Below are 26,202 nucleotides of genomic sequence, written 5' to 3' on the forward strand. Positions count from 1 at the left end.
ATTCTGCGGGGACTTAATTGTTAGCTTTTATTAGCAACGGGTGAGGTGACCGCCCCGAATTGTTATACTCGGCCGATTTTATAACAACAATGACATAAGAAGGAATTACGAGTGAAATCCGCTGTTTTGTCAATCATATCTTACTCTTCCCTACTGACAACACTGGGCATGGCATCTTCAGCCTGGGCTGACGTCGATTATCAGATAGATCTTAAAAGCCCGGAACATCATCTGGCTCAGGTCAAGGTCACTTTCCCGCAACATTCAGGGCAACAGCTCAAGGTCAATCTGCCGGTTTGGCGCACCGGCAAGTATCAGGTATTGCCGCTGGCGGACGGGGTTCGCCGTTTTCATGCCACGGACGAGCAGGGCAACAGCCTGCCTTGGAAGCGCAGTGCCAGCGGTGAATGGACTGTGGTTTTGTCCAAGCCAACATCGGTCACCGTCAGCTATCAACTCTATGCCAACGAGTTGGGGCAAAGAGTCAGGCATATTGATGTCAGCCATGCGTTTCTGGATGCCAGCGGCGTATTCATGTACAGCCCCGAGTTTCGCCAAGAGCCGCTTAAGGTAACACTGGATGTGCCGGCCGACTGGCGCAGTTACTCAGGAATGGCAGCGGCGGATAAGCCCCATTCGTTTGTGGCCGCCAACTATGATGTATTGGTCGACTCGCCGATTGAAACCGGGCTCAGTCAGCATCGCGCCTTCAAGGCCGATGGCAAACAATATGAACTGGTGGTCTGGGGCGAGGGTAACTATGACCTGGAGCAGATAGAAGCCGATCTCGGTAAGTTATCCGGTACGGCGGCGGCCATTTGGGATGACTATCCCTTTGAGCGTTATGTTTATATGGTGCACGCCACCTCGGGGGCCCGCGGCGCCACCGAGCATTTGAATTCAACCATTATCCAGCTGCCGAGATTCAACTTCCGTGAGCGCCAGGATTACCTGCGTTTTATCAGCACGGCTTCCCATGAGTTTATTCATACCTGGAACGTCAAGGCCTATCGCCCGGAGGGACTGGTGCCCTACGACTATCAGCAGGAGAATATGACCGAGCTGTTATGGATGGCGGAAGGCTCTACCAGTTATTTTCAAAACCAGTTGTTGCTGCGTGCCGGGATCATGACGCCGAAAGAGTTTATGGAGGACCTGGCCAAGCGGGTCAATGCCAATCAACATAAACCGGGGCGGGAAATTCAGTCGGTGGCCGAGGCCAGTGCCGGTCAGTGGGTCAGCACAGGCGGCGATTACGCCATCAACCACAGTGTGAACATCTACTCCGAAGGTTATCTGACTTCGCTGGCACTGGATTTCTCACTGTTGCAGAACACAGACAAAGAGGTGTCTTACCGGGATGTGCACCGGAGTCTTTATCGTGATCACAAGGTCCCCAAGGGATACAATGTCACGGATGTGAAGCGTATTTTGAAAAACTTATCCGGCAAGGACTATGAGCCTTGGTGGCAGAGCCATGTCAATGCCCCCTTGGTGCTGGACTTTGACAAACTGCTGAGTCAGGCAGGGCTTAAGACCGCCTATGGCCAAGACAGTAAGGAGCAGGCCTTTGCCGGTATGACACTCACTTCCGGCTCTTTGGTGTTGCAAAGTGTTGAGCGTGGTGGCCCAGCTTGGCAGGCGGGCATAGTCGCCGGCGATCAGTTGCTGGCTATCAATGGCTTGAAAGTCAGCGCCGAAGGCTACGCCAAACGTTTGGCCGACTTTAACGCGGGTGATGAGTTGACTGTGACCCTGTTCCACGACGATAAGCTCATAGAGCGGCGTGTGACTTTGGCCTCAGAGCAATCCGGCAAGCTGCAAATTAAGCCTAAGGAAAGAGTCAGCCGCGCCCAGAAAGCCTTCTTCAAGGCCTGGCTTGGCATAGACTGGCCGTTTGACGCTCAGGGTAACTATAAGTCCTGAGTCTGATTGTCCCGAAAACGCCGGCGCATCTTCAGGTGCGCCGGTGTTTTTTATGGCGCTTATTTTATCTCAGCGCAGGGGACTTCTACCCGGGAGCTTGCAGACAGAAGCCGAGGCAGACCCAGGCTCAGTAATCCCAGTAGCGCAATCAGCATGGCAATCCAGATGGGGGCATAGAGGTTGGCTCCCCGGGCGAGCGCATAGCCGCTGATAAAACTGCCTCCCATGACACCCAGGGTGATAACCGAAGTATGCACAGTATTAACCAGTGCCCGGCTGCCCTGGGGAAGCTGCATCAGACGGCTCACCATGGCGGGGTTCATGCTGACACCGCTGAAACCTATTCCCAGTACCGCCACCGCTGCCAATAGTGGGTACTCACTGCCTTGGGCCAGCAGCAACAGGAATAACGCCTGCAGCAGCAATCCCAGCGCCTGGAGTGTTAAGTCGTTGCGGCCACATAAGCGGGACACCAAATGATTGCCCAGCAACATACTCAAGCCATAACCAAAGAGTAAAAGGGTGATAGTTTGACTACTGAAACCCGCCAGCTCGGACAGAATGGGGACAAAATAGCTGAACGCAGCATAAGTGGTACCGATAATACAGAAACTGGTGGCATAGATGGCCCAGAGTCTGGCGCTGGCAAAAGCCTTGAGTTCCTCCTTGAGTGGCAGTGGCGGCTGGGAAGGCAGTGAAGGCAAGAAGCGAACACTGAGCAGTGCGGCCATTAAGCCGCAGAGCCAGACCAGAAAGAACCCAGTGCGCCAACCAAAATACTCGGCACTGAGGCTGGCCATAGGCAGGCCCAATATAGTGCCGAGCATGATCCCGGCCAAGAGCACTGCGATGGCGCGCATTTTTTGCGCTTCGGGTACCAGCTCGCCGACTCGGCCGACCGTGATCCCAAAGAAAGCGCCTGCGGCTGCGCCTATGATGATCCGGGTGACCACAAGCAGCCAATAGTCCTGCGCCATAATCGCAACCCCTTGGGCCAGTAAAAACAGACTGTAGAGAATGAGCAGGGCCTGTTTCGGCGGCCGGCCAGATAGGCAGAGGGTTAGCACAGGGCCGGCCAGCGCCATGGCGCCGGCGTAAAAGGAGACCAGATAACCCACTTCGGAAACCGACAGGGAAAGTGAGGCGGACAACTGTGGCATCATTCCGAGCACCTGCAGCTCGCAGCTGATAAGGCTGAATATACCCAGTGCCAGCAGATAGATAGAAAAAGGCAGTGACTTTGACATGATTTTTTAGCTGAAAGATTAAGGTGGTTGCAGTATTACTTATGATTTAAGTTTGATAAATTTCATAAATTCCTTTTAGAAATGAATAAAGTCATGGATCTTAATGCGGTGCGTCAATTTATCAAGGTGGCGGAATGTCTGAGCTTTACCGAAGCCGCGGTGCAGTTGGGACTGACTCAGTCGGGACTGTCCCGGGCTGTCAGTCGCCTGGAGCAACAACTGGGAGTCAGACTACTGCACAGAAATACCCGCAGCCTGAGCCTCACCCCAGATGGACAACTGTTTCTCGCCCGCTGCGCGCCACTGGTTTCCGGGCTCGAAGAAGCCAGGATTTCGCTGCAGGAGAATCTTTGTCTGCCCAAGGGATTGCTGAAGATCAGCGCCCCATCGGCCTTTGGTCGAGTCGTGGTATTACCCATAGTGTCAGGCCTGTTGGCCCGTTACCCTGAGCTCAAGATAGAGATGGAACTGACCGACAGGTTGGTGGATCTGGTTGATGAAGGATTCGATGCCGTCATCCGCACGGGTGAAATCAAGGACTCACGCCTGATTGCCAGACCGCTGAAGGCACTTGAATGGGCGACCTTGGCTTCGCCCGGGTATCTTGCCTCTCACGGTACACCCGATACGCCCGCCGCGCTGAGGCAGCATAACTGTTTGCGGGTGCGAAGTCCGCTGAGCGGTAAACCTGTCAGTTGGCGTTTCAGTGAAGGTGGCAGTCAACTGGAGTATGATTTTGACGGCAACCTGATACTCGATCACGGTGACCCTTTGCTGGAAGCGGCCTGCCTGGACACGGGAGTGGTACAACTGATGCGCTATTTTGTTGATGATGCACTGCAGCAAGGCAAATTGCAGGAAATCCTCCCAACCTATGCACCTCGTCCTCATCCTCTTTTTCTGGTTTATCAACCCTCAAGGCAGCACTCTGCCAAACTCGAAGTGTTGCGGCAGGCACTGCTCGACCAGTGGGGCGGTTAGCTGGAGACAGAAAAGGCGCCATCAGGCGCCTTTTTACTTGGAGATAGCGATTACAGGCTGTCTTCAACGCCGCCCAAGGCGTCGACCAGTGCCAGCATCAGCGCAACCAGTTCGCTGCTCATCAGCTCAAAGTCGGCGTCCAGTTTGGCCAGCGGATCCTCACCGGCAACATCATCGGTGGCGGCGCGGAACTCTTCCGAGAACTTGAGGCGACGCAGTCCGGCATCGGATTGCAGCACAAAGGCGATGGACTGACCGAAGTGCAGTGCCAGTTTATGCACCTGCTTGCCAGTTTCCAGGTGAGCCAGTACTTCCTCTTCGCCCAGATCCTGCTGCTTGAAGCGCACGGTTGCGCCATCATCGGCGGCAGACTTGAGCTCGGCTTCATCCTGAATGGTGAAGGGGGCAGGGGCATTGCCTTGCTTGAGCCATTCGGTCATTTGCACTTCAATCGGTGTCTTGGTGCTCATTGGTACCACAGGCAGGCTGCCGAGCGCCTTACGCAGCAAGGCCAGCAGTTCTTCGGCCTTGGCGGCGCTGGAGCTGTCTACCAGGATCAGTTGCTCATCCAGCAGCAACAGTGCCTTGATTTGGCTGCGACGGGAGAAGGCTCTTGGCAACAGAGTGGTGGTGATTTCATCCTTGAGCGCATCTTTCTCTTTCTTGGTCAGCTTGCGGTTTTCTTCCTCTTCCAGCAGCGACACCTTTTCTTCCAGCGCTTCTTTGATGACCTGAGAAGGCAGCAGCTTCTCCTCTTTGGTGGCACAGATAAGGTGGCGGTTGTTGGCGCTGTGAACCAGGGTGTGCCCCAGTTTGCCCAAAGCCTTGGAAAAACCGAACTTGCTGATGTCCTGACTGGAGCAGGGAGAAAAGGTGAAGCCCTCAAGGGCCGTCTCCAGTGCCTCTATATCGGTGGAAAATGGTTTGTTGAAACGATATACGGTGAGATTTTTAAACCACATGACAGGCGCTCTTTGAAAAATAAAGCCGCAGTGTAAGGCATGAATTCCTCTAGGTAAACCCGCCCTGCTAGCACAGATTTTTTCGCTCTGGGCAGATTTAACCAAAATGTCATATAGCCCTTCGCTTGCCGCGAGGCCCTGTGGTGACGGGCTTTTACCGGTGGCTGGGCTGGTCTTTGATGCCAATGAAGCCAACAGGTTAAAAGATGAAATAAAACTGCAACAGACTCGTTGCACACTTTCGCTCGTTCCAAACCAATAACCAAGACGAAGAGAACGTCGAAAGGAATTAATGATGAACGCATTTTGCAAAACACTACTCGCTTCAGCTATCGCTTCAGTCTCTCTGGCCTCTGCCCACGCAGCCGAGCCGCTGACCGTTTACGGCAAGCTGAATGTTACTGTTCAGTCCAACGACGAGGCCGGTGCTGACGATTCTGAAACCACGGTTCAGAGCAATGCCTCTCGTTTTGGCGTGAAGGGCGAATTCGATCTGGGTAACAACCTGGCAGCATTCTACACAGTGGAATACGAAGTAGACACAGGCGATGATGCCAAAGACAACTTCCTGGCCCGTAACCAGTTTGTTGGTTTGAAAGGTAACTTCGGTGCCATCTCTGTGGGTCGTAACGACACCATGCTGAAAGTGTCTCAAGGTAAAGTGGACCAGTTCAACGACTTGTCAGGCGACCTCAAGAGCCTGTTCAAGGGTGAAAACCGTATCGAGCAAACAGTGACTTACCTGTCGCCTTCATTCGGTGGTTTTAAAGTCGGTGCCACTTACGCTGCCGAAGCCGCCAAGTCACAAGACGGTGAAGATGGTTTCTCTGTTGCCGCCATGTACGGTGACAAGGATCTGAAAAAGAGCGCAGTATTCGCCTCTATTGCCTACGACTCTGAAGTTAAGGGCTACGATGTTCTGCGCGCCACAGTACAGGCCAAGCTGGCCAACTTCATCCTGGGCGGTATGTACCAGCAGGAAGAAAAGTCAGTGGACGGTGACAGCAAGAACGGTTACCTGCTGAGCGCGGCTTACAAGATTGACGCGGTGACCCTCAAAGGTCAGTGGCAGGACATGGAAGACAAGGGTGATTCCTGGTCTATCGGTGCCGACTACAAGCTGGGTAAGCCTACCAAGCTGTTTGCCTTCTACACCAATCGCTCCATGGAAGATATGGACGATGATGACAAGTACATAGGTGTTGGTCTGGAACACAAGTTCTAAACGACCACAGCTGCAGCGAAGGAGGCCTTGGGCCTCCTTTTTGTTTGCACTGTTTGTAGGCAGGAGGCGTATTGAGGTAGCTCTTTGTCGCGCTGCTGTTGGTTCTTGCCTTCGGCCTTTGCGGATGAATCCAGCCAACTCAGCCGAACGGCTCTTGGGCGCGTTCCTGCAGTGTGAAAACAGTTGTCAGGAAATTGTGTCAGTGCCGTGTACCTGAAAGATAATTCGCGCCTGGCCTAACAGGGAGCCGCGGCAGCACTTGGTTAAGTTAAGGCTAACTTATTGTTTGTTGTAGACTTGTAATATAAATTCAGCTGCAGTGAGATTGTTGCTCGTGGCGGTCAATAACGGCTCTTTGGTAAGCTTTTCATTCCAGTTTCAAGTGTTTAATCGGGAAAATTGTGACAAAATAGCGGCGTTAAAGGTGTCAGAGTCGGCCCTTTTCATAATTTTGTAATAAAACTGTCCAATAATGGCCACGTGGAAATTCACTGACAGAAACCGTTATGACTGCAAGGATTTTAATAGTAGAAGATGAGTTGGCTATCCGTGAGATGCTGACTTTTGTTATGGAACAACACGGGTACACCACCAGTGCCGCCGAGGACTTTGACTCTGCGCTGGCACTGCTCAAGGAACCTTATCCGGATCTTATTCTGCTGGACTGGATGTTTCCCGGTGGCAGCGGTATTCAGTTTGCCAAGCGATTGAAGCAAGATGAGTTTACCCGCCAGATCCCCATTATCATGCTCACCGCCCGCGGCGAGGAAGAGGACAAGGTCAAAGGCCTGGAAGTGGGCGCCGATGACTATATTACCAAGCCGTTTTCCCCCAAGGAGCTGGTGGCTCGCATCAAGGCGGTTCTCAGACGCGCCGCACCAACCCGCCTGGAAGAAACCATAGACGTGCAGGGCCTGACCCTGGATCCTGTCAGCCACAGGGTCACAGTGGGGGATTCTGTGCTGGAGATGGGGCCGACCGAGTTTCGTTTGCTGCACTTCTTTATGACTCACCCGGAACGGGTCTACAGCCGTGAGCAGCTGCTGGACAATGTCTGGGGCACCAATGTCTATGTCGAAGACAGAACCGTGGATGTGCATATTCGTCGCTTAAGGAAAGCCGTGGAGCTGTCCGGGCACGATAAACTCATCCAAACGGTTCGCGGCGCAGGTTACCGCTTCTCTACCCGTATCTAGCGGGGTAACAATGGGCATGGGCCGGGTTTTGCGTTATCTTGTGCAACCATCGGCCTTTTGCCTGGGCATTTTCTATGTTTGATTCCTATTCGGGTTATCGGCTGTTTTCCCGTTTGATACTGTACCTGGCGGCTTGTTTGCTGCTTGGATTGCTGCTTGGTCAGTTGCTCTTGGTACTGTGTCTGGGCGCTTTTCTATTACTGGGTTGGCACTATCGCCAGCTTATCCGGCTCAATTACTGGTTGTGGCGCGATCGCCGCTTAACGCCGCCACAGGGCAGTGGCAGTTGGGAAGGGGTGTTCAACGGCATCTATCGCCTGCAGGGTAAAAACCGCAAGCGGGTGAGTCAGTTGGCCGGGCTGCTGGGAAGGTTTCGCCAGGGGGCCGAAGCACTTCCCGATGCGGCCGTGGTACTCGATTCAGAGCACAATATTCTCTGGTGTAACAAGTTAGCGCAGCTGTTGCTTGGCTTTGTCTGGCCGCAGGATAATGGTCAGCGAATAGATAACCTTATCCGGCATCCCGACTTTTCGGCCTATTTGAAAAAGGGCCATTACAAGGAGCCGCTGGAGCTGCCGTCCCCGGTTTCGGATAAGCGTCTGCTGGAAGTGCGCTTGATGGCCTATGGCGACAGGCAGCTGTTGCTGATTGCTCGGGATATCACCCGGGTTAGGCAACTCGAGGGGATGCGCAAGGAGTTTGTTGCCAACGTCTCCCATGAGCTGAAGACACCGCTCACTGTGCTGCAGGGATATCTTGAGATGATGCAGAGCATGGCCGGGCCCGACTCACCCAATGTCAAGGCGCTGGAGCTGATGCAGCAGCAGACTGGCAGGATGCAGTCCATGGTGGAGCAGCTGTTGGCTTTGTCGCGGATTGAAGATGCCGCCGATATCAACCTGGAACACACAGTGAATATGCAGCAGTTGATGACCACCTTAAAAGAGGAGGGCGAAGCGCTCTCCCGTGGCCGCTACCAACTGAGCTTCTATGCCGAACCTGGGCTCAATACCCATGGCAATGAGTTGCAGCTGCGCAGTGCCTGCTCCAACCTGTTGTCCAACGCCATACGCTATACAGAGCCGGGTGGCAGTATTGAGGTGCGCTGGCAACGGGTGGCAACCGGCGCCATGTTCAGTGTTAAAGACAGTGGTGAAGGTATTGCACCGCAGCATATCAGTCGCCTGACCGAACGCTTCTATCGGGTTGACAGTGCCCGCTCGCGGCAAACCGGTGGCAGTGGTCTGGGGCTGGCGATAGTGAAACACGCCCTCAGTCATCACCACAGCGAACTCAAGGTGGCCAGTGAGCTTGGCAAGGGCAGTACCTTCAGCTTTGTGATCCCGCAGCATCTTCTGGAGCAGCAAGCTTCCTGATGCGTTTGACTGTATTAACCCTATTAAGGAGCCTTTGGCTCCTTTTTGCTGTCTAGCGGGAAGAGGTAGGCTTTGTACACTCTTTTTCAAGCCTGTGGCAAATGGCAATCTCACGGTCATGATTAGGCAAAGGCTTTAGGAAACTGTCGGGGCGACATTGTCAATCGAGGGTCCTTTATGCCGAAATGGCTTCAAGGCGTGGCTGGCAGTTATTTTCAGTCTGTTATTTTCGATACCCAGTTACAGCGTATTTATTTTGGCTTGTCATGCAACTGTCATTTTTAAGTCATAGACTTGTCATTGTGGCAATTGATACTGGCTGCGTTTTAGAAACCAAGTTCGGTAAAAACTGGAGCAAATAATGAAATTGAAACAGCTTGTCGGCGCGGTAACCCTTACGGCCGCTGGTGTATTCTCTGCAGCATCTATGGCTGCTATCGATCAGTCACTGCCAACCTACGAGAAAACAAGTGGTGTTTCCGGTAACTTGTCTTCCGTCGGCTCTGACACTCTGGCCAACATGATGACTCTGTGGGCGGAAGAATTCAAACAGATGTACCCTAACGTCAACATCCAGATCCAGGCTGCCGGTTCTTCAACTGCGCCTCCAGCTCTGACCGAAGGGACTTCTCAGTTCGGCCCAATGAGCCGCAAGATGAAGCCAAACGAAGAAGAAGCGTTTGAAAAGCACTATGGTTACAAGCCTACTGCGATTCGTGTAGCCATCGATGCCCTGGCGGTTTTTGTTCACAAGGACAACCCAATCAAGGGCCTGAGCATAGAGCAGGTTGATGCTATCTTCTCCTCTACCCACAAGTGTGGTGGCAGCGATATCACTCGCTGGGGTGATGCCGGTCTGGACGGAAGCTGGTCTGCCAAAGACATTCAGCTGTACGGCCGTAACTCAGTATCCGGTACTTACGGTTACTTCAAGAAGAAAGCCCTGTGTAAGGGTGACTTCAAAGCCAACGTGAACGAGCAGCCAGGCAGCGCCTCAGTGGTTCAGTCTGTATCTCAGTCGCTGAACGCTATCGGTTACTCAGGCATAGGTTACAAGACAGCCGGTGTTAAAGCCGTGGCTCTGTCCAAGAAGGGCGACGACTATATCGCTGCAACGCCAGAAAACGCGGCCAGCGGTACTTACCCACTGTCACGCTACCTCTACGTTTATATCAACAAGCACCCAAACAAAGAGCTGTCACCCATGCAGCGCGAGTTTGTCCGCTATGTCCTGTCCAAGCAGGGTCAGCAGGTGGTTGAGAAAGACGGTTATGTTGCACTGCCAAGAAGTGTGATTGCCAAAGACCTGGAGAAGGCTGGTATCCGTCTGTAAGACATACTCCCTTCGAAGAAAAGCCCGCATCGCGGGCTTTTTTGCGTTTCAGTCCATGGAAAACAGCGCCGGGGCGCGCTGCTGCATGAACTCGATAAAGAGTTTCACCTTGAGCGGTTGCTGGCTGCGTTGATGATAGAGCAGGGAAATACGCCGTTTTTCTCCCTTCCACTCCGGCAGCAATACCTGTAGCCGACCATCTTTCAACTCCTGTTTGCAAAAGAGCTCTGGGCCATAAAGAATCCCACCGTCATTCAAGGTTGCGCGGATGGCACCGTGGAGATCCGTCAGGGTCAGGTTGGCCGGGCCGTCATAATAGAAGGCATCGCCATCGGGATGGCGCAGCGACCAGTTGAACAGAGGCCAGACCTTGATCACCTTATGTTGACTGAGCTGCTGCGGATGATTGAATACCGGTGCCTTTCGAAGATACTCGGGGGAAGCCACCAGGCGATAATCCAATACCCCGAGAGAGCAGGATACCCAGGAGGAGTCCGGTTGGGTGCCGCCAACTATGGCAACATCTATGCCTTTGTCGATGAGATCCACCACCTCATTGCTTTGGGCGATATGCAGTTTGATATCCGGGTAGCACTCGCAAAATTCGTTCAGTGTCTCGATGAATATCATAGAGATTATCGAGATGGGGGCGGCAATTCTCAAGGTGCCTTCGGGCTTGTCGGCGCAGGTGCCACTGGCCAGGGCATCAAACTGGGCTATCAGCTGCTGATAGCGTTGGAATAACTCCAGTCCCTCTTCGGTCAACCTCAGTTTGCGGGTGGTACGCATCAGCAGTTGTTTATCCAGCACAGACTCCAGCTTGGCCAGTTTGCGGCTGACGGTCGCCACCGGCATATCCAACACTTTGGCGGCCTGGGAGAAACTGCCGGCATTGACCAGATGTACAAACAAGTAGAGCAGTTGCAGTTCGGGGGCCTGATTGTCACTCATTGCGGTTCCTCAATGTGCCAAGGATATGTTTAAAACGCTTGTCTGCCGGTTTCTACGACCATAGCGCAATGGCTGGCGGATAACGACTATGGTATCTTGCCGGCGTCTCTGCCGAACTTACTTAGCTGTACTGATAAGGGCAGGCAAGATACAGAATTCCCCGCCATTTTCGCAGATCCCCGGCGGGAGTACGACAGCCAAAGTCAGCAAAATGGAAGAAGTATGACTGGAATCATTACTCCGCTGATCTCTGTGTTTGGCATTATGCTCGCAGGTTCACTGGTACAGAAAAGCAAAATCCTGCCGGATGGTACGGATGCGGCGCTCAATCAATATGTTTACTACATAGCTTTTCCGGCCATTATGATGATAGTGCTGGCAAGAACTTCTTTCGAGGAGATCTTCCAGTGGCATTTCATCGTCGGTTTCAGCGTGGCAATGATGCTGACCTACCTGCTGGTGTTGCTAATTTCCGGCTGTTTCAGGGCGGGTCAAGGGGTAGGGGCAATTCGCGCCTTGAATGCCACCTTTGGCAATACCGCCTTTATCGGTATCCCCATGATGATGATAGTCTACCCGGGAAACCAGCTGGCGCTGGCCGCGGCGGCCATTGCCAGCCTGTTGTCTGTGGTGATGTTTGCCGTGGCACTGGTGTCGCTGGAGCTTGCCAGAGATACAGAAAATAAGGCGCATCCTTTGCTGATAATTGTTGAAGCGCTGGCGAAAAACCCGATTGTTATCGGCAGCGCCCTGGGCGTTGCCGTCTCGGCGTCCGGTATGGCTCTGCCGGATGGGATAGAGATGATGATAAGTCAGATAGGCGCCACCTCCAGTCCATGCGCCCTGTTTGCCATCGGCATGGTGTTGGCCAAGGCGACTCGGGTTCGTGGCGCCACCCGCTTACCTGGGCCTTGGCAGTTGGCTGAGCTCTTTGGCATCAACGCCTGCAAACTGCTACTGCAACCTCTGCTGGCTTATCTATTATTGAAAGCCATGGGGATCAGCGGCACCAATCTGCAGATGGGGGTCATTCTTGCGGCCCTGCCTACGGCAGCGAGTGTATACTTACTGGCGCAGCGTTATGACACCAAGGCCGGGGTTAGTGCTCAGGGGATATTAGTGGGCACGCTGATCACCTTTATCAGTTTGCCTTTGATAGCGGCATGGGCCGTCTAGGGAAGAACACAGGGAATAATTAATCGACAGATATTTACTGTATAAAAAATCAGTATATACTGTTTGTCAATACAGTGTTTTGGGAATTCATTATGCTTTGCCAACTCAGCATCAATAACTTTGCCATAGTGCGTTTTCTGGAGCTGGACTTCCGTCCGGGAATGACCAGTATTACCGGCGAGACCGGGGCGGGTAAATCCATTGCCATCGATGCCCTGGGGCTTTGTCTCGGCAACCGGGCCGATGCCGCCAGCGTGCGTCCCGGTGCCAGCAAGACGGAAGTCAGTGCCCGTTTCTCTCTGGCGGATGTCCCTCTGGCCAAGCGTTGGCTGGAAGATAATGATCTCGAACTCGAAGATGAATGTATTCTACGGCGCACCATAGGCAGCGATGGCCGCTCCCGCGCCTATATTAATGGTAACCCTGTGCCGCTGACTCAGCTCAAGGCCTTGGGGCCATTGCTGGTGGGGATCCACGGCCAGCATGCCCATCACGCCATGCTCAAGACAGAGCAGCAACTTTACCTGCTGGACAGCTATGCCAATCATAAGCTGTTGCTCGATGGTGTCAGCAGTGCCTATCAGCGTTATCGTCAAATCGAGCAGGAGCTGCGGCAACTGGTGCTGTCGCAGCAGGAGAGAATCGCCCGCAAGCAGTTACTCAGCTATCAGGTGGAAGAGCTCAACGACTTTGCCCTCGGGGAGCATGAATTTGCCGAGATAGAGCAGGAGCACAAGCGTCTGGCCAACAGTACGGCGCTGATCGAGTCCTGTCAGTTGGCCTTGATGCTGCTCAGTGAGGGCGAAGAGGCCAACATAGAGTCATTGCTGAACCGGGCTGTGCATATCAGCGCCGAGCTGGAGAGTGTCGATTCTGAGCTGGCCAATGTTGGCGGTATGCTCAACGATGCCCTGATCCAGGTGCAGGAAAGCAGCAGCGAACTACAGCGCTATCTGGACAAGCTCGAGTTGGACCCTGAACACTTTGCCATGCTGGAGGCGCGACTTTCCAAGGCGATGCAATTGGCGCGCAAGCATCAGGTGATGCCCTCAGAGTTGTATCAACACCATCAGCAGTTGCTGACCGAACTGGGTAGCCTCGACTCAGATGAGCAGAAGCTCGAAGAGATAGAGCAGCAATTGGAAGCCAGCAAACAGAATTACCTGACCCAAGCGCAAAAACTCAGTCAGAGCCGCAGCCGCTATGCCAAAGAGTTGGACAAGTTGGTCACGGCTTCCATCCATGAACTCAATATGCCCAAGGGCAAGTTCAGCATAGCGGTGGAGTTCAGCCCTGAGCAGATGTCGGTCAACGGCAGTGACAGGGTTGAGTTTCTGGTGACCACCAACCCGGGGCAGCCACTGCAGAGTCTGGCCAAGGTGGCCTCTGGGGGCGAGCTTTCCCGTATCGGCCTGGGTATTCAGGTAATAACCGCCCGTAAGGTGGCAACCCCGACACTGATTTTTGACGAGGTGGACGTGGGGATTTCCGGACCAACGGCTGCCGTGGTGGGCCGCATGTTGCGCACCCTGGGAGAATCGACCCAGGTATTGTGTGTGACTCATCTGCCGCAGGTGGCAGGTAACGGCCATCAGCATATGTTTGTTGCCAAACATGCCAAGGGCAGTGGTACTGAAACCTCCATGGTGGCACTGGATAAAGAGCAGCGGGTACAGGAGCTGGCTCGGTTGCTTGGCGGCGATACCATCACCAGCAATACCCTGGCCAACGCCCGTGAGCTGCTGAGTAGTTAAGCTTCAAGGCAGTTAACAAGTCAGTTAATTCAAGAACGGCGCCCACATGGGCTACCTGTTGTACGCGTCAGATCCGAAACTCAGTGATCCGGACAAGAAGGCGATAGAAAGCGCCCTGGCTCGCAGCAAGGGGGCGGGCAACTTTCGCAATATGTTTATCAATATTCCGGACGGCAAAGAGAAGGGGATCCAGGTGATCCCCATCGGTGACTTTTCTTCCAAAGATCAGTTTGCCAGCGCCAAGAACATCAGCGCCCAGGATGTGTTGACGGCCAACCGCTTTCCGGCGGGGATGGCGGGGATTATTCCCCAGGGCGCAGCAGGGCTTGGTGACCCGCTCAAAACCAATGATGTCTACCAGAGCAATGAAGTGCTGCCACTGGCGCGTGATATTGTGGAATTTATCAACAGTGACCCCGAGCTGGCCAAGCTGGGATCACTGAGTGTGCGTGAAGCTTAATTGGGTTTCACCCACACCAACCCCTAGGGGATGAATGGGTCAACAACCGGCTGCTCCATTCCAGCGTGGATCAGCAAGTTGGTTAGCGCCACAGCAAACTCGGCATAATGGCCGCGAGTTGTGCCGTTTTCTTCGCCGTAACGGGCGCCTAAAACATCAAATTCAAGTTCGTGCGACTTGAGCATTTTCTTAAACAGTTCTTGAAATTCTCGCTTTGATAAAAAGTGCAAATAAATCAAACTGTTGGTTTAATGGTGCCTCTAGCTGCTTGAGAACTAATTCTGCGATTTCCACTAAACCTCTAACGCCCAATTCAATGGCGAGTGTAACGAGTCCGGTGCAATTGCTTGTTAAGTGCTTTTACCTCAGCCTCCGCTTTTTCAATTTGAAGATCCATTAGTCGGTCTTGCTTTGGTTGGATCTTAGTATGCCAATGATAGAATCCGTATGTCGTAAAGCCACCACCAAAAAAGAAAAATCCAAACATATATAGCCACAACTCTAACTCTTTGTTTAACTTGGCAATCTTTGACTTTTCCTCAAGAATGAATAGTTCTCGTGACTCATCCTCTGACAGTGACTTTTTAGCTCGTAAGGTTTCAGTAGGAATATATCTTTCAAAAGCCATTATATTGTATTGCTCATGGCGTATGAAAAACATAATTCCGGTGGTTAGTAGGATCAACAAGCCAAAAAGAGCGTAAAATTTGTAAATATTATCAGTCGGAATTGGAACTCTTGATTGCACTATTTTCTCCTTGAGCACTTAACGCAAAGCATACGGGTGACGACTGCGAAGCGGCTGGCATCCAAGCGGCCGCGGGCCGCGAGTGATACGCCTTGTTATGAGTTTATTTTCTGAATCCATTGCAGAGCATCCTTGCGAGTTTGCTCAGAAACACGAGGTGAATCAGACGAAACGATAATTTTCAGGGCGGCTTCCGCACGACCTGCATTTATAATACTTCGAGCGTGAGCAGTACGAGAGATACAAGAGCCCTCAGTATAATTTGTCTCTGCTCGTAGCTTTTCGACTATATCCTCGCGCGAAAATGTGTTCGACGAAAACTCACCAAAAAATCTCACGAAACAAGCCTGACCAACCGATTGAAGAGTTCTTGAAAGTTGTTCATCGTTCATGGGGTAACTCCTAACCAAAAACTCATAACGTCCGTAGTGTGGGCCGAGTGAAGGTCCAGCCCGAAGTGCGAAGCTTGTTAGCGCGTACTTTTTATGAATGCATTTTTGCGTGAGCTCGGAGCTTTCTGAACGCCCAATCATAGTGACTTGGCATCGCAGATACACAGTAACTTCCTAAGGTTGTTGTGCCGGTCCAATTGAAATACAGTTTAGTGAAAAGTTCTTCATTAGTGAAGCTTTTAACCAACTCGAGCGCTGCTTCATGACTTTCCTGAAGCAAATGCTTTGCTGCCAACAATTCTGTTTCTTGGTGCCTCTCCCAAAATTCAAAGTTCATTTGGCCGTATGTTTTCCAGTTGTATGGCTCAGGGAGAAAACTTGCTTTCTGTCCCGCCATGTTCGAATTAACCCATTTCAGTAACAACTGATGCCATTCATACAAATGTATCAATACATCTCGAAGGTTTCGGTCCCGAGCCCAATGTAGTTCCTTTTTGCCTTTGTCACTGGAAAAATCAAATTCAGTATTTAATACACTTTCAGACATTGAATCAATATATCGGAATAGCTTTATAAAGCTATCATTAGCTTGAAGAATTAACTCTTCCTTGGTCTTCGGTCTAGCCATTTTGCGCAGTTCTTTCAGTCTCTAACGTTTCAAGATACTTTTTCAAGCCAATTTGCCCCTTGAGAATTTGGGGTCTAGTTGAAATAATTTTTTTATAATTATAGGTATCTATAGGGTCTTCGTACGTTTCTGACCAACGTGCAAAATCAACAATAACAACGGCTGAATTTGGTTCAATATTCTCTGACGAATTAAACATCTGTTCGCCTGAAAAATAACTATGATAATTAAACTCCCTGTTTTTTAGTAACTTGTAAAACTCATGCCTCCATTGCTCTGCATTCTCATCACAGATTAACTTGTACCTTTCTGTCTTCAAATTGCTACGGAGGTTATGGAATCTGATTATATAACGAGCAGCAGTTAACCAATTGAGCCGATTAGCCTTTGGAGGAGAGACATTATTACCATTGTCTGTCAGTGTTTTATATGCACTTTCTAGCAAAGAGATGGCATATTCACTAAGTTCTTTGTCTTCTTGTATCTGATAATCCAACTGATTTTTCTTTCTGGAGTTTCGAAAACTTAAGAATGAAATTATCAACGAACATACAGCAAGAATCGGGCTTGCTACCTTAAATATTACCTCAATATCCACTTTCTCATCTCATATTCGCGAAAAAAATAACGCCCAGCGCAGCGGGCAAATTGGAGCGGCGAAGGAGCGTAAATTGATCCGCCAGCTGCTGATTGTTAGGCATTTTGAGTTTTCCTAAATACTTTCTTATCGATCAAATGAAACCGTTCGGCCACCTCTGGCCCCTTCATTCCTGGCTTGCAGTACCAAACGACCCCGGTAACAACATCAGAAAGTCGCTTTGCAGTTTCTACCAGATCCAGCACCTTTTCCGGAGTTTGTTCCTCAAGATCATACTCAGCACCTTTGCTATGCGCTCTAACCCGCATGGTGGACATAGGATGCGATTCTTTCACCCCGCCAGACGTATTCATCCAAGCATCATGCATTACACGGTTACGTTTCTTTATGAGATTATTAATTTCATTTCTTAAGGCACCCATAATTTTTGCATCTTCTTCTGTAACTGAATCTCCCCAGCGCTGAAAGAAAACCGAGAAGAATGATGAAGAAATTGGATATGCCGTTCTATCTGACAATGCGGCCTTTAACATTAGAGATTCTTGGAAATTACCTGCCAAGCCGAAAAGATACACAGTCGACTCTTCAAGCGAATTAAGCAAATTGGAAAATGAAACGACAAAGCGCCCCAATGCCATAAATGTTTCTATATTTACTTCTTCTTGCTCGTCCGTAACCACATTCACTCCCATTTATATGCCTAACGCCGCGTACAAACTGTCCTGCGCACGAAGTGCGTGGGTTGCTACACCTTGTTAGCGATTGATTTTCGTTCTTTTGGATTTCGCTTTGCATGAGTAGAAATGGTTTTAGGTCCAGTATCTTTTGGTTGAAGCTGGCCCCTTTGAAGTTTTGAAATTCGCTTTCCTCTTTCCGCAACAATAGTTTCAAGCTCTAAATTACGCTCAATTAGTGCATACATTGCAATAAAGGCTTTGCGGTCAGATTCTTTCAGAGACTCAAGAATATGAGATAGCTGAAGAAAATCATTAATAATCGAAACCCCTAATTTTGAATCCATGTCTTCGTCATGATGCTTGAGCATATTTAATATTTTCTTGTCTTTAGACTGTGCCATTTTCCCTCCTAGTCACTAATAGCTGTATAGTGCGCATGCGCGTTTTAGTCCTCGGAGGAGTGTAAACGCGCATGTACAGTTTCCAAACTTATTATCTACCCGCATTATTTTTTAACATTATGAATTTAAAGGTGTTTTGAAAATGCTGCAGAAATAACGCGCAAGCTTATCTGCAAATTTCCGGCATTTTGCCCAGAACGTCAATAGTACTGTGTAAAAAATCAGTTCTGAGGTGCTTGCCGTGAGCACTTCAAACTCTGCAAAGTCGAGTAAAGCAATGGCTACCACACGGCCAAACTTTGTTCGTCCTGCATTCCGTTGAAAACGGAAAAGTGCAGCTGCCTTCGGCGGCTTTTTTCCTATTGCGAAATGGAGCGCGAGGCTTTGGGTCGTAATAGGCTATCGCCAAATACATTATCACGATTTATGATAGGGGCGATTTTCCCTCCACCAGGGACAGGGTAAAAGGGTTTACTAAGGAGAGTAGTATGGGAAGTGCCCGCCTTGCCAGTATTCACGAGTTGTACCTCAGCGATGCACCGCAAATAGAGTCAGCCTGGCGGCAATGGTCAGATGATGACCTGAAAGCCTTGGTACCGCCCGGTCGCAGTTTATCCCACGTTAAACAGCAGTTGGAAAATGGCGATGCCTTACTACTTTCCGACAGCCCCAAATTGCCTTTGTTTACCAAGCAACAGAATGATTTCAGCTTGCCGGTAAGCGGTGGTGATATTCCTGCCACAGCGGTTAAACATATTCAGCAACGTTTTGCCACAGCCGGCAGCAGTGCTCACTTTCAAACGCCCAATGGCAGTTTGCACCCGGCAATTGAACCTAATTACGCCCCGGATACCCGTGTGACTCAAATCGCACCGGATAAACCTTTGCCGATGCTTATCAGCCCCAAGTTCGGCCAGGCCAGACGGGAGTTGCTGCTGGGGCTGACCTATGATGATGCTGAATGTACGCCTGCAATCCAGGTGCCTTATCGGGTTGAATTTGAAGATGGCACCATTATCGAAGGTAATCTGGACAAACAGGGTAAAACCCGGCTGGATAACTGCCCCAAGGGGCGTGCCTGGGTCGTGTTTGGCAGCGAAGCTGACCAGGCGCAAGCTGAACAAGCCTTGCCCGCACTTTACGAGCAACTTGACTCTGCCTTGGACAGCATGGCTGCTGAACTGGCAACCCAAAGTGAGCAGGCCTTGGCGCAAGCTAAAGAAGAGGGGAAGCTGCCAGAGATGAAAGCCTCTCTCCGGGATGCGATTGATGCGCACCTGGCGGAGCTGCGTCAGCAACAGCAAGCGTTTGAATCTCTGCCAGGTTTGAGGCAGTACTGGCGCGTTTATCAGTCAGCCAAAACCGGTACAGCTCGGGGCGTTGTCGAATATGTCCCTGACTTGGGCGAGTTCGGTGAATTGATGGATGCGGCAGGCATTACTTTGTCGGCATTGGTTGAAGCCATCGCGACCGGTGATATTGATGAGCTGGAGCAGAAACTGCAACAGTGGCAACAAAGAGGCGAAGCCGGTCTTGAGTTGGCCAGTGAAGCCATGGAGATGTTGATATTACTGCTCAGTGATGCCGAAACACGGTCATTACTGGCGTCGCTGCCGGAACGCTACCTGCTGGCCCTGCCACAGGATAAATCCACCGAAATAGTGTTTTACTCTGGCACACAATGGGTTGCCGACTACGGTATTGTCAGCGCAGGTACTTTTGTCGGCTCCCTGTTTGGTGGTGTCGGTGGTCCGGCGGCCGGCGCGGTGCTCCTTGGTGCGACCACCACCCGTAAAGGTGGCAAACTGGTTGAAGAAACATCCAACCTATTGATGGATATTGCCAAAGCCAACAAACAACGCCGTAACCACCATAAAGAACAGAGTTACGTTCAGGATAATCTGACCCCGCTTGACGAAGGGACCACCCCCAATTACGGTCTTAGGATCAAAAATAAAGACAAAGACAAGAACAAGAAAAAGAACAAAGTCAAGGAAGATGAGCACCAGGAAGACTATGGCGTGCATCCATCCTTGGTGCGCATGCGCCCGCCGGTGGCGGTGCCCTGTTTTCGCCCATCCGATAATATGATTAACAAATTCCCCGGCTCCCGGGAGGACTTGGAAAGGCACTACGCCAATCAACTCAAACATCAGGAGGCCGGTCTCAATGACCTGACCCTGGCCGAATATCTGGAGAATCGTCAACGCTATCGCGACATGCAGCGCGGCGATGCCCACCTTAGTCAGAAGGAATTCAGAGAGACATTTAAGGAAGAAACAACTGGATCATTGTTTGAGTCATACCAGAAAAACCTGACTGAGCGGGAGCTTGAAGACGATGAGTTCCTGGAATCATTGGAGCGGCGAGCTGAAAAACGGGCAACAGAAATCATGCAGGATTTGGCGGCGCTGCACGACCCTGATATGGTGGCGGCCGGCTATGGCGATAACATCAGTCGTATGGGGAACAGCCGGGTCAACTCCTCTATTGGCAGCCAATGGGCCCAACGGCCTAAGGGGCAAACAGGTGCTAAAAGCCGTGTGGCGCAACTGGACGAGGCGATGGAAAAAGCCCTGCAACGTTATGGCCCGGAAGCGGCGAAAAAGATTAAACTTCAGGTGCAGCTCAAGCGCTGCCCGGTCAATTAGAGTGAGGAAGAGATGGACATACCGGAATACAGTGAAGAAGTCAGCCGTAAACTCAAATCATTCATGTCGTATTTTGTCGGTCGAAAGTTTGGTGAGCCCTGTTATCAACGTTTTCCAACTCCTGAGGAACTGGCCCGCTATCGTGGAGTACTGCCGGACTTGTTACTGGCGATATGGGAAACGGTCGGCTTTTCAGCCTATGCTGACGGCGGCCTCTGGCTGGTGAATCCGGCAGACTATGAAGATGTCCTGGAGCGAATACTGGAGCCGACCGTGTTTATTGAACAGGATATCTACCATGTGATTGCCCGCAATGCCTGGGGGGACTTGATACTCTGGGGTGAAAAAGGTGGTAACAACCTTAAGGTGAGGTCATCCGTACAGTGGATTAATACCAGTGCCACCAATGCTCCTGAACAGATCGCTGCAAGCAAAGCCAATGAAGCCATGCGCTGGTGCCTTTGTATGACACAAAAGAGCTTTTTGGAAGCCAAAGACGAAAAGGATAAGCCCATGCTTGAGAGGGCCATCGCCAAGCTGGGCAAATTGGACGAGGACGAAATGTACGGTTTTGCCCCGTTTTTATTTATGGGCGGTAAAAAACGACTGGAGAACCTACAAAAGGTGAATATTCACACCCACCTGAACCTGATTGCCGATATGGGTGAATTTGAGGTGATTGACTTTGCTGGTATGACCCGGGCTGCTATTGATAAGTTCGGCGCCTGATAGCGACCATTCTCCCGTACAGCCATGCCTCCGAGTGTCTGAGTATCAGGGGCTCAGGCATGGCTGCTTACTCAGGTTAATCAGAAAGCATGCAGTGTAGTGCTATGGCGCTGACATTTTCCCCTGAATACCTATTCCATAGCCACCCTGACTTGGTTGAATATCTCTTCATCCAACTCGATGCCGATGAAGTGCCGACCCAGCGCCTTACAGGCTTTTCCGGTAGAGCCTGAACCCATGAAACAATCCAAGACAACGTCTCCTGGGCGACTGCTGGCGTTAATGATGTGCTCGAGCATGGCTGCGGGTTTTTCACAGGGGTGCTTGCCTGGGTAGTAGGGCACAGCCGGGTAGTGCCAAACATCGGTAAACGGCACGTCCTTGGATACCGTGAATGGCCGGCGTAAGTGCTGGTACTGTGCTTTCAAGTCATCAAACTCTTGTGCCAAACCTTGGTATTGTCGCTGCAGCGCCACAAATTCAGTCTCCAGCCTCAGTCTCCAGCGTGTCATAGTCCCGTTCCAAAGCCTTTTGGGTAAACAAGGCCTGCAGCTTTTGATACTGCTCTGCATTGGGTAATTGCCACTGCGAAGCGGTAAACCAATGGCTGGCCATCTGGGTTCCTGTGGCTTGATTAATCTCTTTGTTGCTGACGGCGGTGCGGGCTTTTTCTTCTTTAAAGTAGTTAATCAAGGGGCAAACACGTGCTGACGCACTTTTCATAGTAGCCACAGCTGCCTTTGGCAAAACCTTCAGCACCCTAGTGCTCGCACATAATGATCCGCTCAGTTGCTCGGAGGTTGATTGTAGCCCGGGGTTGAGTGTGTGTTGATGTGACCAGGTTGCCACGAACGTATGACCACAGTAGGGAACCGTGCAGGTGCAGTACATCTTGGCATAAGCTGGGATCGCATCCTCGGTGTTTTGGATAGTAGCTTGACGGACGATTTTCCCCGTCTTTGCTATGACTTACGGCCTTTGGGTGAAGTGTTTTTTCGCTGTGAGCCTTTACTGGCGCTTTTTCCCCCTACGCCGCCTTTTCCCGCCTTTCTCTCTTTGGTTTTTCCATCAGTGGCTTTCCCCTCAGTAGCTTTGCGGGAAGCCGTTTGAGCCTTATGGCTCCCGGTCTGCAGTGGTTTATTGGCGACTGTTTCGGTGTCTGTTGCGTCAGCAATTTTCGGCTGTGGCAATATCCCCAATTCTTCAAAGAAATTAATTTGCCTTCTCAGCTCAAATAAAGAGCCGGTACGGCTGGTCTGGCCTATGGTCAGGGTCCAGCTGTCTGTGAGGCCGTCGGTATTGCTGAGGATATAGCCACGATAAACAAGCTTACGCATCTTATTGAGCGCTGATCCCTATGTTGGATACGCCGCTCATGACGATTTCCTTGCGCAGTGCTTTGACAAACTCCGCCGTTATCTGCGGGTTTTCCTCGATTATTTCCAGCAAGGATCCCTGCAATTCGCGCTCTTCCTGCATCACTTCGTGGTTGAATACAAACTCGTCCAATGCTTCACCATCCAATTCGGGATCGGCTATGGCTTCGATATAGTGGGCCACGGTACCGGATGACAGCTTGGAGATATTGGTGATGTCGTCTTCCACCTTGCTTTCCAGTGCGCCCAGCAGTGAACTGAGTGCCACAGCGGCATCCATCGCCGGGTAGGCTCCATAGGCGTCGAATTGGGTCGGCTCCGGGGTGTTTTCTTCCAGTTTTGCCATCTGCAGTTCAAGGTTCAGCTTGAGTTTGCGGTCATATAAAGACTGCCACAACAGGTTGAGTACCGTATCCAATACCTGGGGATCGCCGAATTCACACACCTCGGAAAACAGTTGGTAGTTGGGGTACATACGCTGGCACAGCGCCACGGCAAAGAGTTTCTTTTGTGGCAGTTCCAGCGCCTTTAGGCGTTTAAAGAAGCCCGGTTTAGTTGTCATCGGTTAAATCCATCGAAAGTTGGGATATCACTTGTTTTGCCGCAGATTCTACCTTAGTTAACTCATCAAGTAACTCCAGTATTTCCGGCTCCAGCTCGGCAATGCTGCTGCCTTGCTTGAGACCGCCTTCCACAGTCTGACAGAGTTTTTGCAACGTCGGTACGCCGCAGTAGCAACAGGCACCGTGCAGTTTGTGGACACAGGCCTTCATTTTGGCGGCGTCATCCTGCTCCAGCGATTCCTGGATGTTGCTGGTGGTGTCCGGCATGGAATCAATTAGCATTCTGAGCATATCCAGCGCCAGATCCTGTTTCTGATTGGCCTGGGTCAGACACAGCTCCCAGTTGAGGGTGTGCTGGTCAAAATGGGTAAACTTGGGGCGGGTAATCCAGCGGCTGATCACTCCTTTCAGTGCGGCTTCATCTATGGGCTTGGGCAGGTAGCCATCCATGCCGCTATTTAGGATCCGCTCGCGCTCCTCATTGATGGCGTGAGCCGTCACCGCAATGATGGGGGTATTGCGGTTCAACGAGTCCTGACGAATAAGCCGGGTGGCGGTAATGCCATCGGTTCCCGGCATCTGGATATCCATAAAAATCAAATCAAAGCTACGCTGTTTGGCCAGATTCACCGCCTGCTCGCCATTACTGGCGGTGGTCACCCCTGTAACCAATTCATCGAGCAGGGTGTCAATCAGCTTGAGATTGGCCGGGTTGTCATCCACCGCCAGCACATTGAGTTTGTGGCGTTGCTGCGGCTCAACCAGTTTGGGCAGGGCAGGCTTGAGTTCAGATTCCTGTGGCAGATAAATCATGTTGCGTGCCATCAGATATTCGCTGGCAGGAATGCTCAGAACAAGGTCTACCACAGGGCGAATATAGCGCTCCAGTGCCTCTTGATCATGGCAGTCGAACAGCGCAATAAGGGCCTCGGTCACCTGTCTGGCACTCTTGAGCACTGCCTGCAGCTGAGTCGGGCCATCGAAACCGTGACAGCCGAGCAGCACATAGTGGAAATGCGCCTTGTCTTGAGCAAGCTCGGCTTCCAATTGCGGCACAGTGTGAACACTGTTGACCTGCATCTGCCATTGTTGCAGGCGGCGGTTGAGCACAGAGCGGGTCAAGGGCCTGGGTTCAAACAGTAATACCGTCTTACCTCTGAGCTGCTCCAGTGGCAGCGGCTCACCTATTGGGAACTGGCTGGTCATCAGTGGCAGGGTAAACCAGAAGGTGGAGCCTTTACCCACCCGGGAGCTAAAGCCTATCTGGCCGCCCATCTGGTTAATGAGGCGTTTGGTGATCACCAGCCCAAGGCCGGTACCGCCGAAGCGGCGTGAGATAGATGAATCGGCCTGGCCGAACGCCTGAAACAGCAACTCCTGCTGGCTTTCTTCAATGCCAATACCTGTATCTGACACCTCACAGTGCAGCAGCAACTTGTCTTCCTTGATGTTGCTGATATCCACCTTCAACAGCACGCTGCCCTGATCGGTAAACTTGATGGCATTGCCCACCAGATTTGTGATGATCTGACCCACCCGCATGGCATCGCCGCTGACGGCATCCGGCACTTCCGGGGCTACATCCACCACAAGTTCCAGCCCCTTCTCGTGGGCAGAACCGGCCAGCAGCATCATGGTGTCATCCAGGGTTTCCCTGAGGGCAAACGGCATGGTTTCCAGCACCATTTTGCCGGCTTCCAACTTGGAGAAGTCGAGGATGTCGTTAATGATGCTCAGCAGGTTGGTGGCACTGCGTTCAATGGTGCGAATATATTCCATCTGGCTGGCGTGCAGCGGCGTTTTCAATAGTTGACGGGCAAAACCTATCACGCCATTGAGCGGCGTTCTCAGTTCGTGGGACATGTTGGCCAAAAATTCAGATTTTATTCTGCTGGCTTCCAGTGCCCGTTTCTTGGCCAAGTCCAGTTCAACGTTCTGAATTTCAATCTGCTCCAGGGTTTCCCTGAGATCCGAGGTCGCCTGATCGATATTCTGCTGCATCTCGTCATGGTATTCCGACAAGGAGCCCGCCATGGCGTTAATCCCCCGTTTGAGCAGATCCAGCTCACCAATGAGATTGCCCTCCAGCCGGGTATCCAGCTTGCCCTCGCGGATTTTGGCCACCACCCGCACCATGTCTGTGATTGGCTGAGTCACATTCTTTACCAAACGGAAGGTGAACAGCAGATTCAGCTGCACCCCGATAAGCACTATGATAAAAGCCGCCACCGCGGCTCTGTGCTGTTCCAGCAGCGCCTTTTCCTTGTTGAGCAGCAAAGAGATATAACCCAGAGGTTTCTCATTGAAGCCGGGAGCATCGTCTACCGCCAGCAGACTGCCGGCGGCGAAAATAGGCGCTCTCAGCACCAGACTGTCGCCTACCTGATCGTACTCGGTACGGGCCAGATCCGAGATGGCGCCCTTGTAGCGCATAATCTCAAAGTCTTTGTGATAGTGGGAGGTGACAAACAGTTGATTGTCGGCATCGAAGATGGCGATGGATTTCACCAGGGTCGACTTGTTGAGCTGAGCCGCGGCGAGTAGGCGTTTGGTGGCCTCGCGGTTATTGGCGGCCAGGCCTACCTCACTGGCGATAGCCAGCGGCTCTATGATATTGCTGCCCTGTTCTATGAGCGTATCTTCAAGCTCATAAAAGCGATTTATGGTAAAGTAACTGCCCAGAAGAATACCGACCAAAATGGTAGGAGCCAGGGCCAATACCAGCACCCAGGATCTGAGGCTGTACTTGGTCATGTTATTCGCACTGTTCATGGGCAGTATAGGTATTCCAGATAGTTTGTTTTACGGCTATAGATAGACTGCCAGATATCCCGGCGTCTTTGCCAGTTTTT

At 51.5% G+C, this 26,202-nt stretch carries 26 protein-coding genes; 11 read left to right on the forward strand and 15 right to left on the reverse strand.

Translation table 11 applies throughout. The features are described 5' to 3' along the window. Positions 1 to 111: 111 nt before the first annotated feature. Positions 112 to 1,926, forward strand: a complete 1,815-nt coding sequence (locus ACSHSR_RS06715) for a M61 family metallopeptidase (protein ID WP_479631363.1) — start codon at positions 112 to 114, stop codon at positions 1,924 to 1,926. 59 nt (positions 1,927 to 1,985) lie between these two features. On the opposite strand, the gene ACSHSR_RS06720 is transcribed toward ACSHSR_RS06715, so the two are convergent. Continuing rightward, complete coding sequence (locus ACSHSR_RS06720; RefSeq protein ID WP_083390402.1) at positions 1,986 to 3,173, reverse strand: MFS transporter; 1,188 nt, start codon at positions 3,171 to 3,173, stop codon at positions 1,986 to 1,988. Between the two features lie 93 nt (positions 3,174 to 3,266). Here ACSHSR_RS06720 and ACSHSR_RS06725 point away from each other — a divergent pair, with 93 nt between their 5' ends. Beyond that, a complete protein-coding gene (locus tag ACSHSR_RS06725) occupies positions 3,267 to 4,154 on the forward strand; it encodes a LysR family transcriptional regulator (protein WP_071239249.1) in 888 nt (295 codons plus the stop codon). A 50-nt stretch (positions 4,155 to 4,204) separates the two neighbouring features. Here the strand turns inward: ACSHSR_RS06725 and rdgC are convergent, their stop codons facing one another. Beyond that, positions 4,205 to 5,116 carry a recombination-associated protein RdgC gene (gene rdgC, locus ACSHSR_RS06730; RefSeq protein WP_025889123.1) on the reverse strand — a complete coding sequence of 304 codons (912 nt, stop codon included), beginning with the start codon at positions 5,114 to 5,116 and terminating at the stop codon, positions 4,205 to 4,207. A 292-nt stretch (positions 5,117 to 5,408) separates the two neighbouring features. On the opposite strand from rdgC, the gene ACSHSR_RS06735 reads away from it, so the two are divergent. The 4 genes from ACSHSR_RS06735 to ACSHSR_RS06750 all read left to right on the forward strand — a co-directional run bounded on the left by ACSHSR_RS06735 (position 5,409) and on the right by ACSHSR_RS06750 (position 10,246). Then, the gene (locus ACSHSR_RS06735; protein ID WP_054745024.1) at positions 5,409 to 6,341 is read left to right on the forward strand and encodes a porin; all 933 of its coding nucleotides are present in this window, start codon (positions 5,409 to 5,411) and stop codon (positions 6,339 to 6,341) included. Between the two features lie 506 nt (positions 6,342 to 6,847). Further along, positions 6,848 to 7,537 (forward strand): phosphate regulon transcriptional regulator PhoB, encoded by a 690-nt coding sequence (phoB, locus tag ACSHSR_RS06740; RefSeq protein WP_025011640.1) that lies wholly within the window; start codon positions 6,848 to 6,850, stop codon positions 7,535 to 7,537. A gap of 74 nt (positions 7,538 to 7,611) precedes the next feature. Continuing rightward, a complete protein-coding gene (gene phoR, locus ACSHSR_RS06745) occupies positions 7,612 to 8,913 on the forward strand; it encodes a phosphate regulon sensor histidine kinase PhoR (protein ID WP_479631364.1) in 1,302 nt (433 codons plus the stop codon). A gap of 361 nt (positions 8,914 to 9,274) precedes the next feature. Then, entirely contained in the window at positions 9,275 to 10,246 is a 972-nt protein-coding gene (locus tag ACSHSR_RS06750; RefSeq protein WP_025889126.1) for a PstS family phosphate ABC transporter substrate-binding protein, read from the forward strand. A gap of 48 nt (positions 10,247 to 10,294) precedes the next feature. On the opposite strand, the gene ACSHSR_RS06755 is transcribed toward ACSHSR_RS06750, so the two are convergent. Then, on the reverse strand, positions 10,295 to 11,197 hold the full coding sequence (locus tag ACSHSR_RS06755; protein ID WP_129980425.1) for a LysR family transcriptional regulator: 903 nt from the start codon (positions 11,195 to 11,197) through the stop codon (positions 10,295 to 10,297). A 222-nt stretch (positions 11,198 to 11,419) separates the two neighbouring features. On the opposite strand from ACSHSR_RS06755, the gene ACSHSR_RS06760 reads away from it, so the two are divergent. From ACSHSR_RS06760 to ACSHSR_RS06770, 3 genes are all read left to right on the forward strand, one after another. Further along, complete coding sequence (locus ACSHSR_RS06760; protein ID WP_028781001.1) at positions 11,420 to 12,373, forward strand: AEC family transporter; 954 nt, start codon at positions 11,420 to 11,422, stop codon at positions 12,371 to 12,373. A gap of 92 nt (positions 12,374 to 12,465) precedes the next feature. Next, positions 12,466 to 14,127: a DNA repair protein RecN gene (gene recN, locus ACSHSR_RS06765; RefSeq protein WP_093983584.1), complete on the forward strand. Its 1,662-nt coding sequence runs from the start codon at positions 12,466 to 12,468 to the stop codon at positions 14,125 to 14,127. A 46-nt stretch (positions 14,128 to 14,173) separates the two neighbouring features. Then, positions 14,174 to 14,587: a phage portal family protein gene (locus ACSHSR_RS06770; protein WP_479631365.1), complete on the forward strand. Its 414-nt coding sequence runs from the start codon at positions 14,174 to 14,176 to the stop codon at positions 14,585 to 14,587. Positions 14,588 to 14,610: 23 nt separating this feature from the next. Here ACSHSR_RS06770 and ACSHSR_RS06775 read toward each other — a convergent pair whose 3' ends face one another. The 7 genes from ACSHSR_RS06775 to ACSHSR_RS06805 form a co-directional block, all read right to left on the reverse strand. Next, a complete protein-coding gene (locus ACSHSR_RS06775; RefSeq protein WP_479631366.1) occupies positions 14,611 to 14,826 on the reverse strand; it encodes a hypothetical protein in 216 nt (71 codons plus the stop codon). 74 nt (positions 14,827 to 14,900) lie between these two features. Beyond that, the gene (locus ACSHSR_RS06780; RefSeq protein ID WP_144165941.1) at positions 14,901 to 15,335 is read right to left on the reverse strand and encodes a hypothetical protein; all 435 of its coding nucleotides are present in this window, start codon (positions 15,333 to 15,335) and stop codon (positions 14,901 to 14,903) included. A 95-nt stretch (positions 15,336 to 15,430) separates the two neighbouring features. Further along, complete coding sequence (locus ACSHSR_RS06785; protein ID WP_144165844.1) at positions 15,431 to 15,727, reverse strand: hypothetical protein; 297 nt, start codon at positions 15,725 to 15,727, stop codon at positions 15,431 to 15,433. Positions 15,728 to 15,818: 91 nt separating this feature from the next. Further along, positions 15,819 to 16,355 (reverse strand): ClbS/DfsB family four-helix bundle protein, encoded by a 537-nt coding sequence (locus tag ACSHSR_RS06790; RefSeq protein WP_345854672.1) that lies wholly within the window; start codon positions 16,353 to 16,355, stop codon positions 15,819 to 15,821. Beyond that, positions 16,348 to 16,851: a hypothetical protein gene (locus ACSHSR_RS06795; RefSeq protein ID WP_479631367.1), complete on the reverse strand. Its 504-nt coding sequence runs from the start codon at positions 16,849 to 16,851 to the stop codon at positions 16,348 to 16,350. The genes ACSHSR_RS06790 and ACSHSR_RS06795 overlap by 8 nt, the downstream gene beginning before the upstream one ends. A 197-nt stretch (positions 16,852 to 17,048) precedes the next feature. Further along, positions 17,049 to 17,645, reverse strand: a complete 597-nt coding sequence (locus ACSHSR_RS06800) for a hypothetical protein (protein ID WP_345854671.1) — start codon at positions 17,643 to 17,645, stop codon at positions 17,049 to 17,051. Positions 17,646 to 17,698: 53 nt separating this feature from the next. Continuing rightward, positions 17,699 to 18,031, reverse strand: coding sequence for a hypothetical protein (locus ACSHSR_RS06805; protein ID WP_345854670.1), 333 nt, complete (start codon positions 18,029 to 18,031; stop codon positions 17,699 to 17,701). 488 nt (positions 18,032 to 18,519) lie between these two features. On the opposite strand from ACSHSR_RS06805, the gene ACSHSR_RS06810 reads away from it, so the two are divergent. Then, on the forward strand, positions 18,520 to 20,682 hold the full coding sequence (locus ACSHSR_RS06810; protein WP_479631368.1) for a polymorphic toxin type 15 domain-containing protein: 2,163 nt from the start codon (positions 18,520 to 18,522) through the stop codon (positions 20,680 to 20,682). Positions 20,683 to 20,694: 12 nt separating this feature from the next. Continuing rightward, positions 20,695 to 21,411 carry a GAD-like domain-containing protein gene (locus tag ACSHSR_RS06815; protein WP_208157121.1) on the forward strand — a complete coding sequence of 239 codons (717 nt, stop codon included), beginning with the start codon at positions 20,695 to 20,697 and terminating at the stop codon, positions 21,409 to 21,411. 131 nt (positions 21,412 to 21,542) lie between these two features. On the opposite strand, the gene ACSHSR_RS06820 is transcribed toward ACSHSR_RS06815, so the two are convergent. From ACSHSR_RS06820 to barA, 5 genes are all read right to left on the reverse strand, one after another. Then, the gene (locus ACSHSR_RS06820) at positions 21,543 to 21,923 is read right to left on the reverse strand and encodes a DNA methyltransferase (protein WP_167667738.1); all 381 of its coding nucleotides are present in this window, start codon (positions 21,921 to 21,923) and stop codon (positions 21,543 to 21,545) included. Continuing rightward, positions 21,892 to 22,134, reverse strand: coding sequence for a hypothetical protein (locus ACSHSR_RS06825; protein ID WP_479631369.1), 243 nt, complete (start codon positions 22,132 to 22,134; stop codon positions 21,892 to 21,894). Before ACSHSR_RS06825 ends, ACSHSR_RS06820 begins: the two co-directional genes overlap by 32 nt. Before the next feature lie 239 nt (positions 22,135 to 22,373). Further along, on the reverse strand, positions 22,374 to 22,748 hold the full coding sequence (locus ACSHSR_RS06830; RefSeq protein WP_159352999.1) for a DUF3319 domain-containing protein: 375 nt from the start codon (positions 22,746 to 22,748) through the stop codon (positions 22,374 to 22,376). 1 nt (position 22,749) lies between these two features. Next, positions 22,750 to 23,349 carry a YjaG family protein gene (locus ACSHSR_RS06835; protein ID WP_045283864.1) on the reverse strand — a complete coding sequence of 200 codons (600 nt, stop codon included), beginning with the start codon at positions 23,347 to 23,349 and terminating at the stop codon, positions 22,750 to 22,752. Continuing rightward, positions 23,339 to 26,122 (reverse strand): two-component sensor histidine kinase BarA, encoded by a 2,784-nt coding sequence (gene barA / locus ACSHSR_RS06840; RefSeq protein ID WP_208242756.1) that lies wholly within the window; start codon positions 26,120 to 26,122, stop codon positions 23,339 to 23,341. The genes ACSHSR_RS06835 and barA overlap by 11 nt, the downstream gene beginning before the upstream one ends. Positions 26,123 to 26,202 lie beyond the last annotated feature (80 nt).

The sequence above is a fragment of the Shewanella sp. VK101 genome (genome assembly GCF_056497865.1).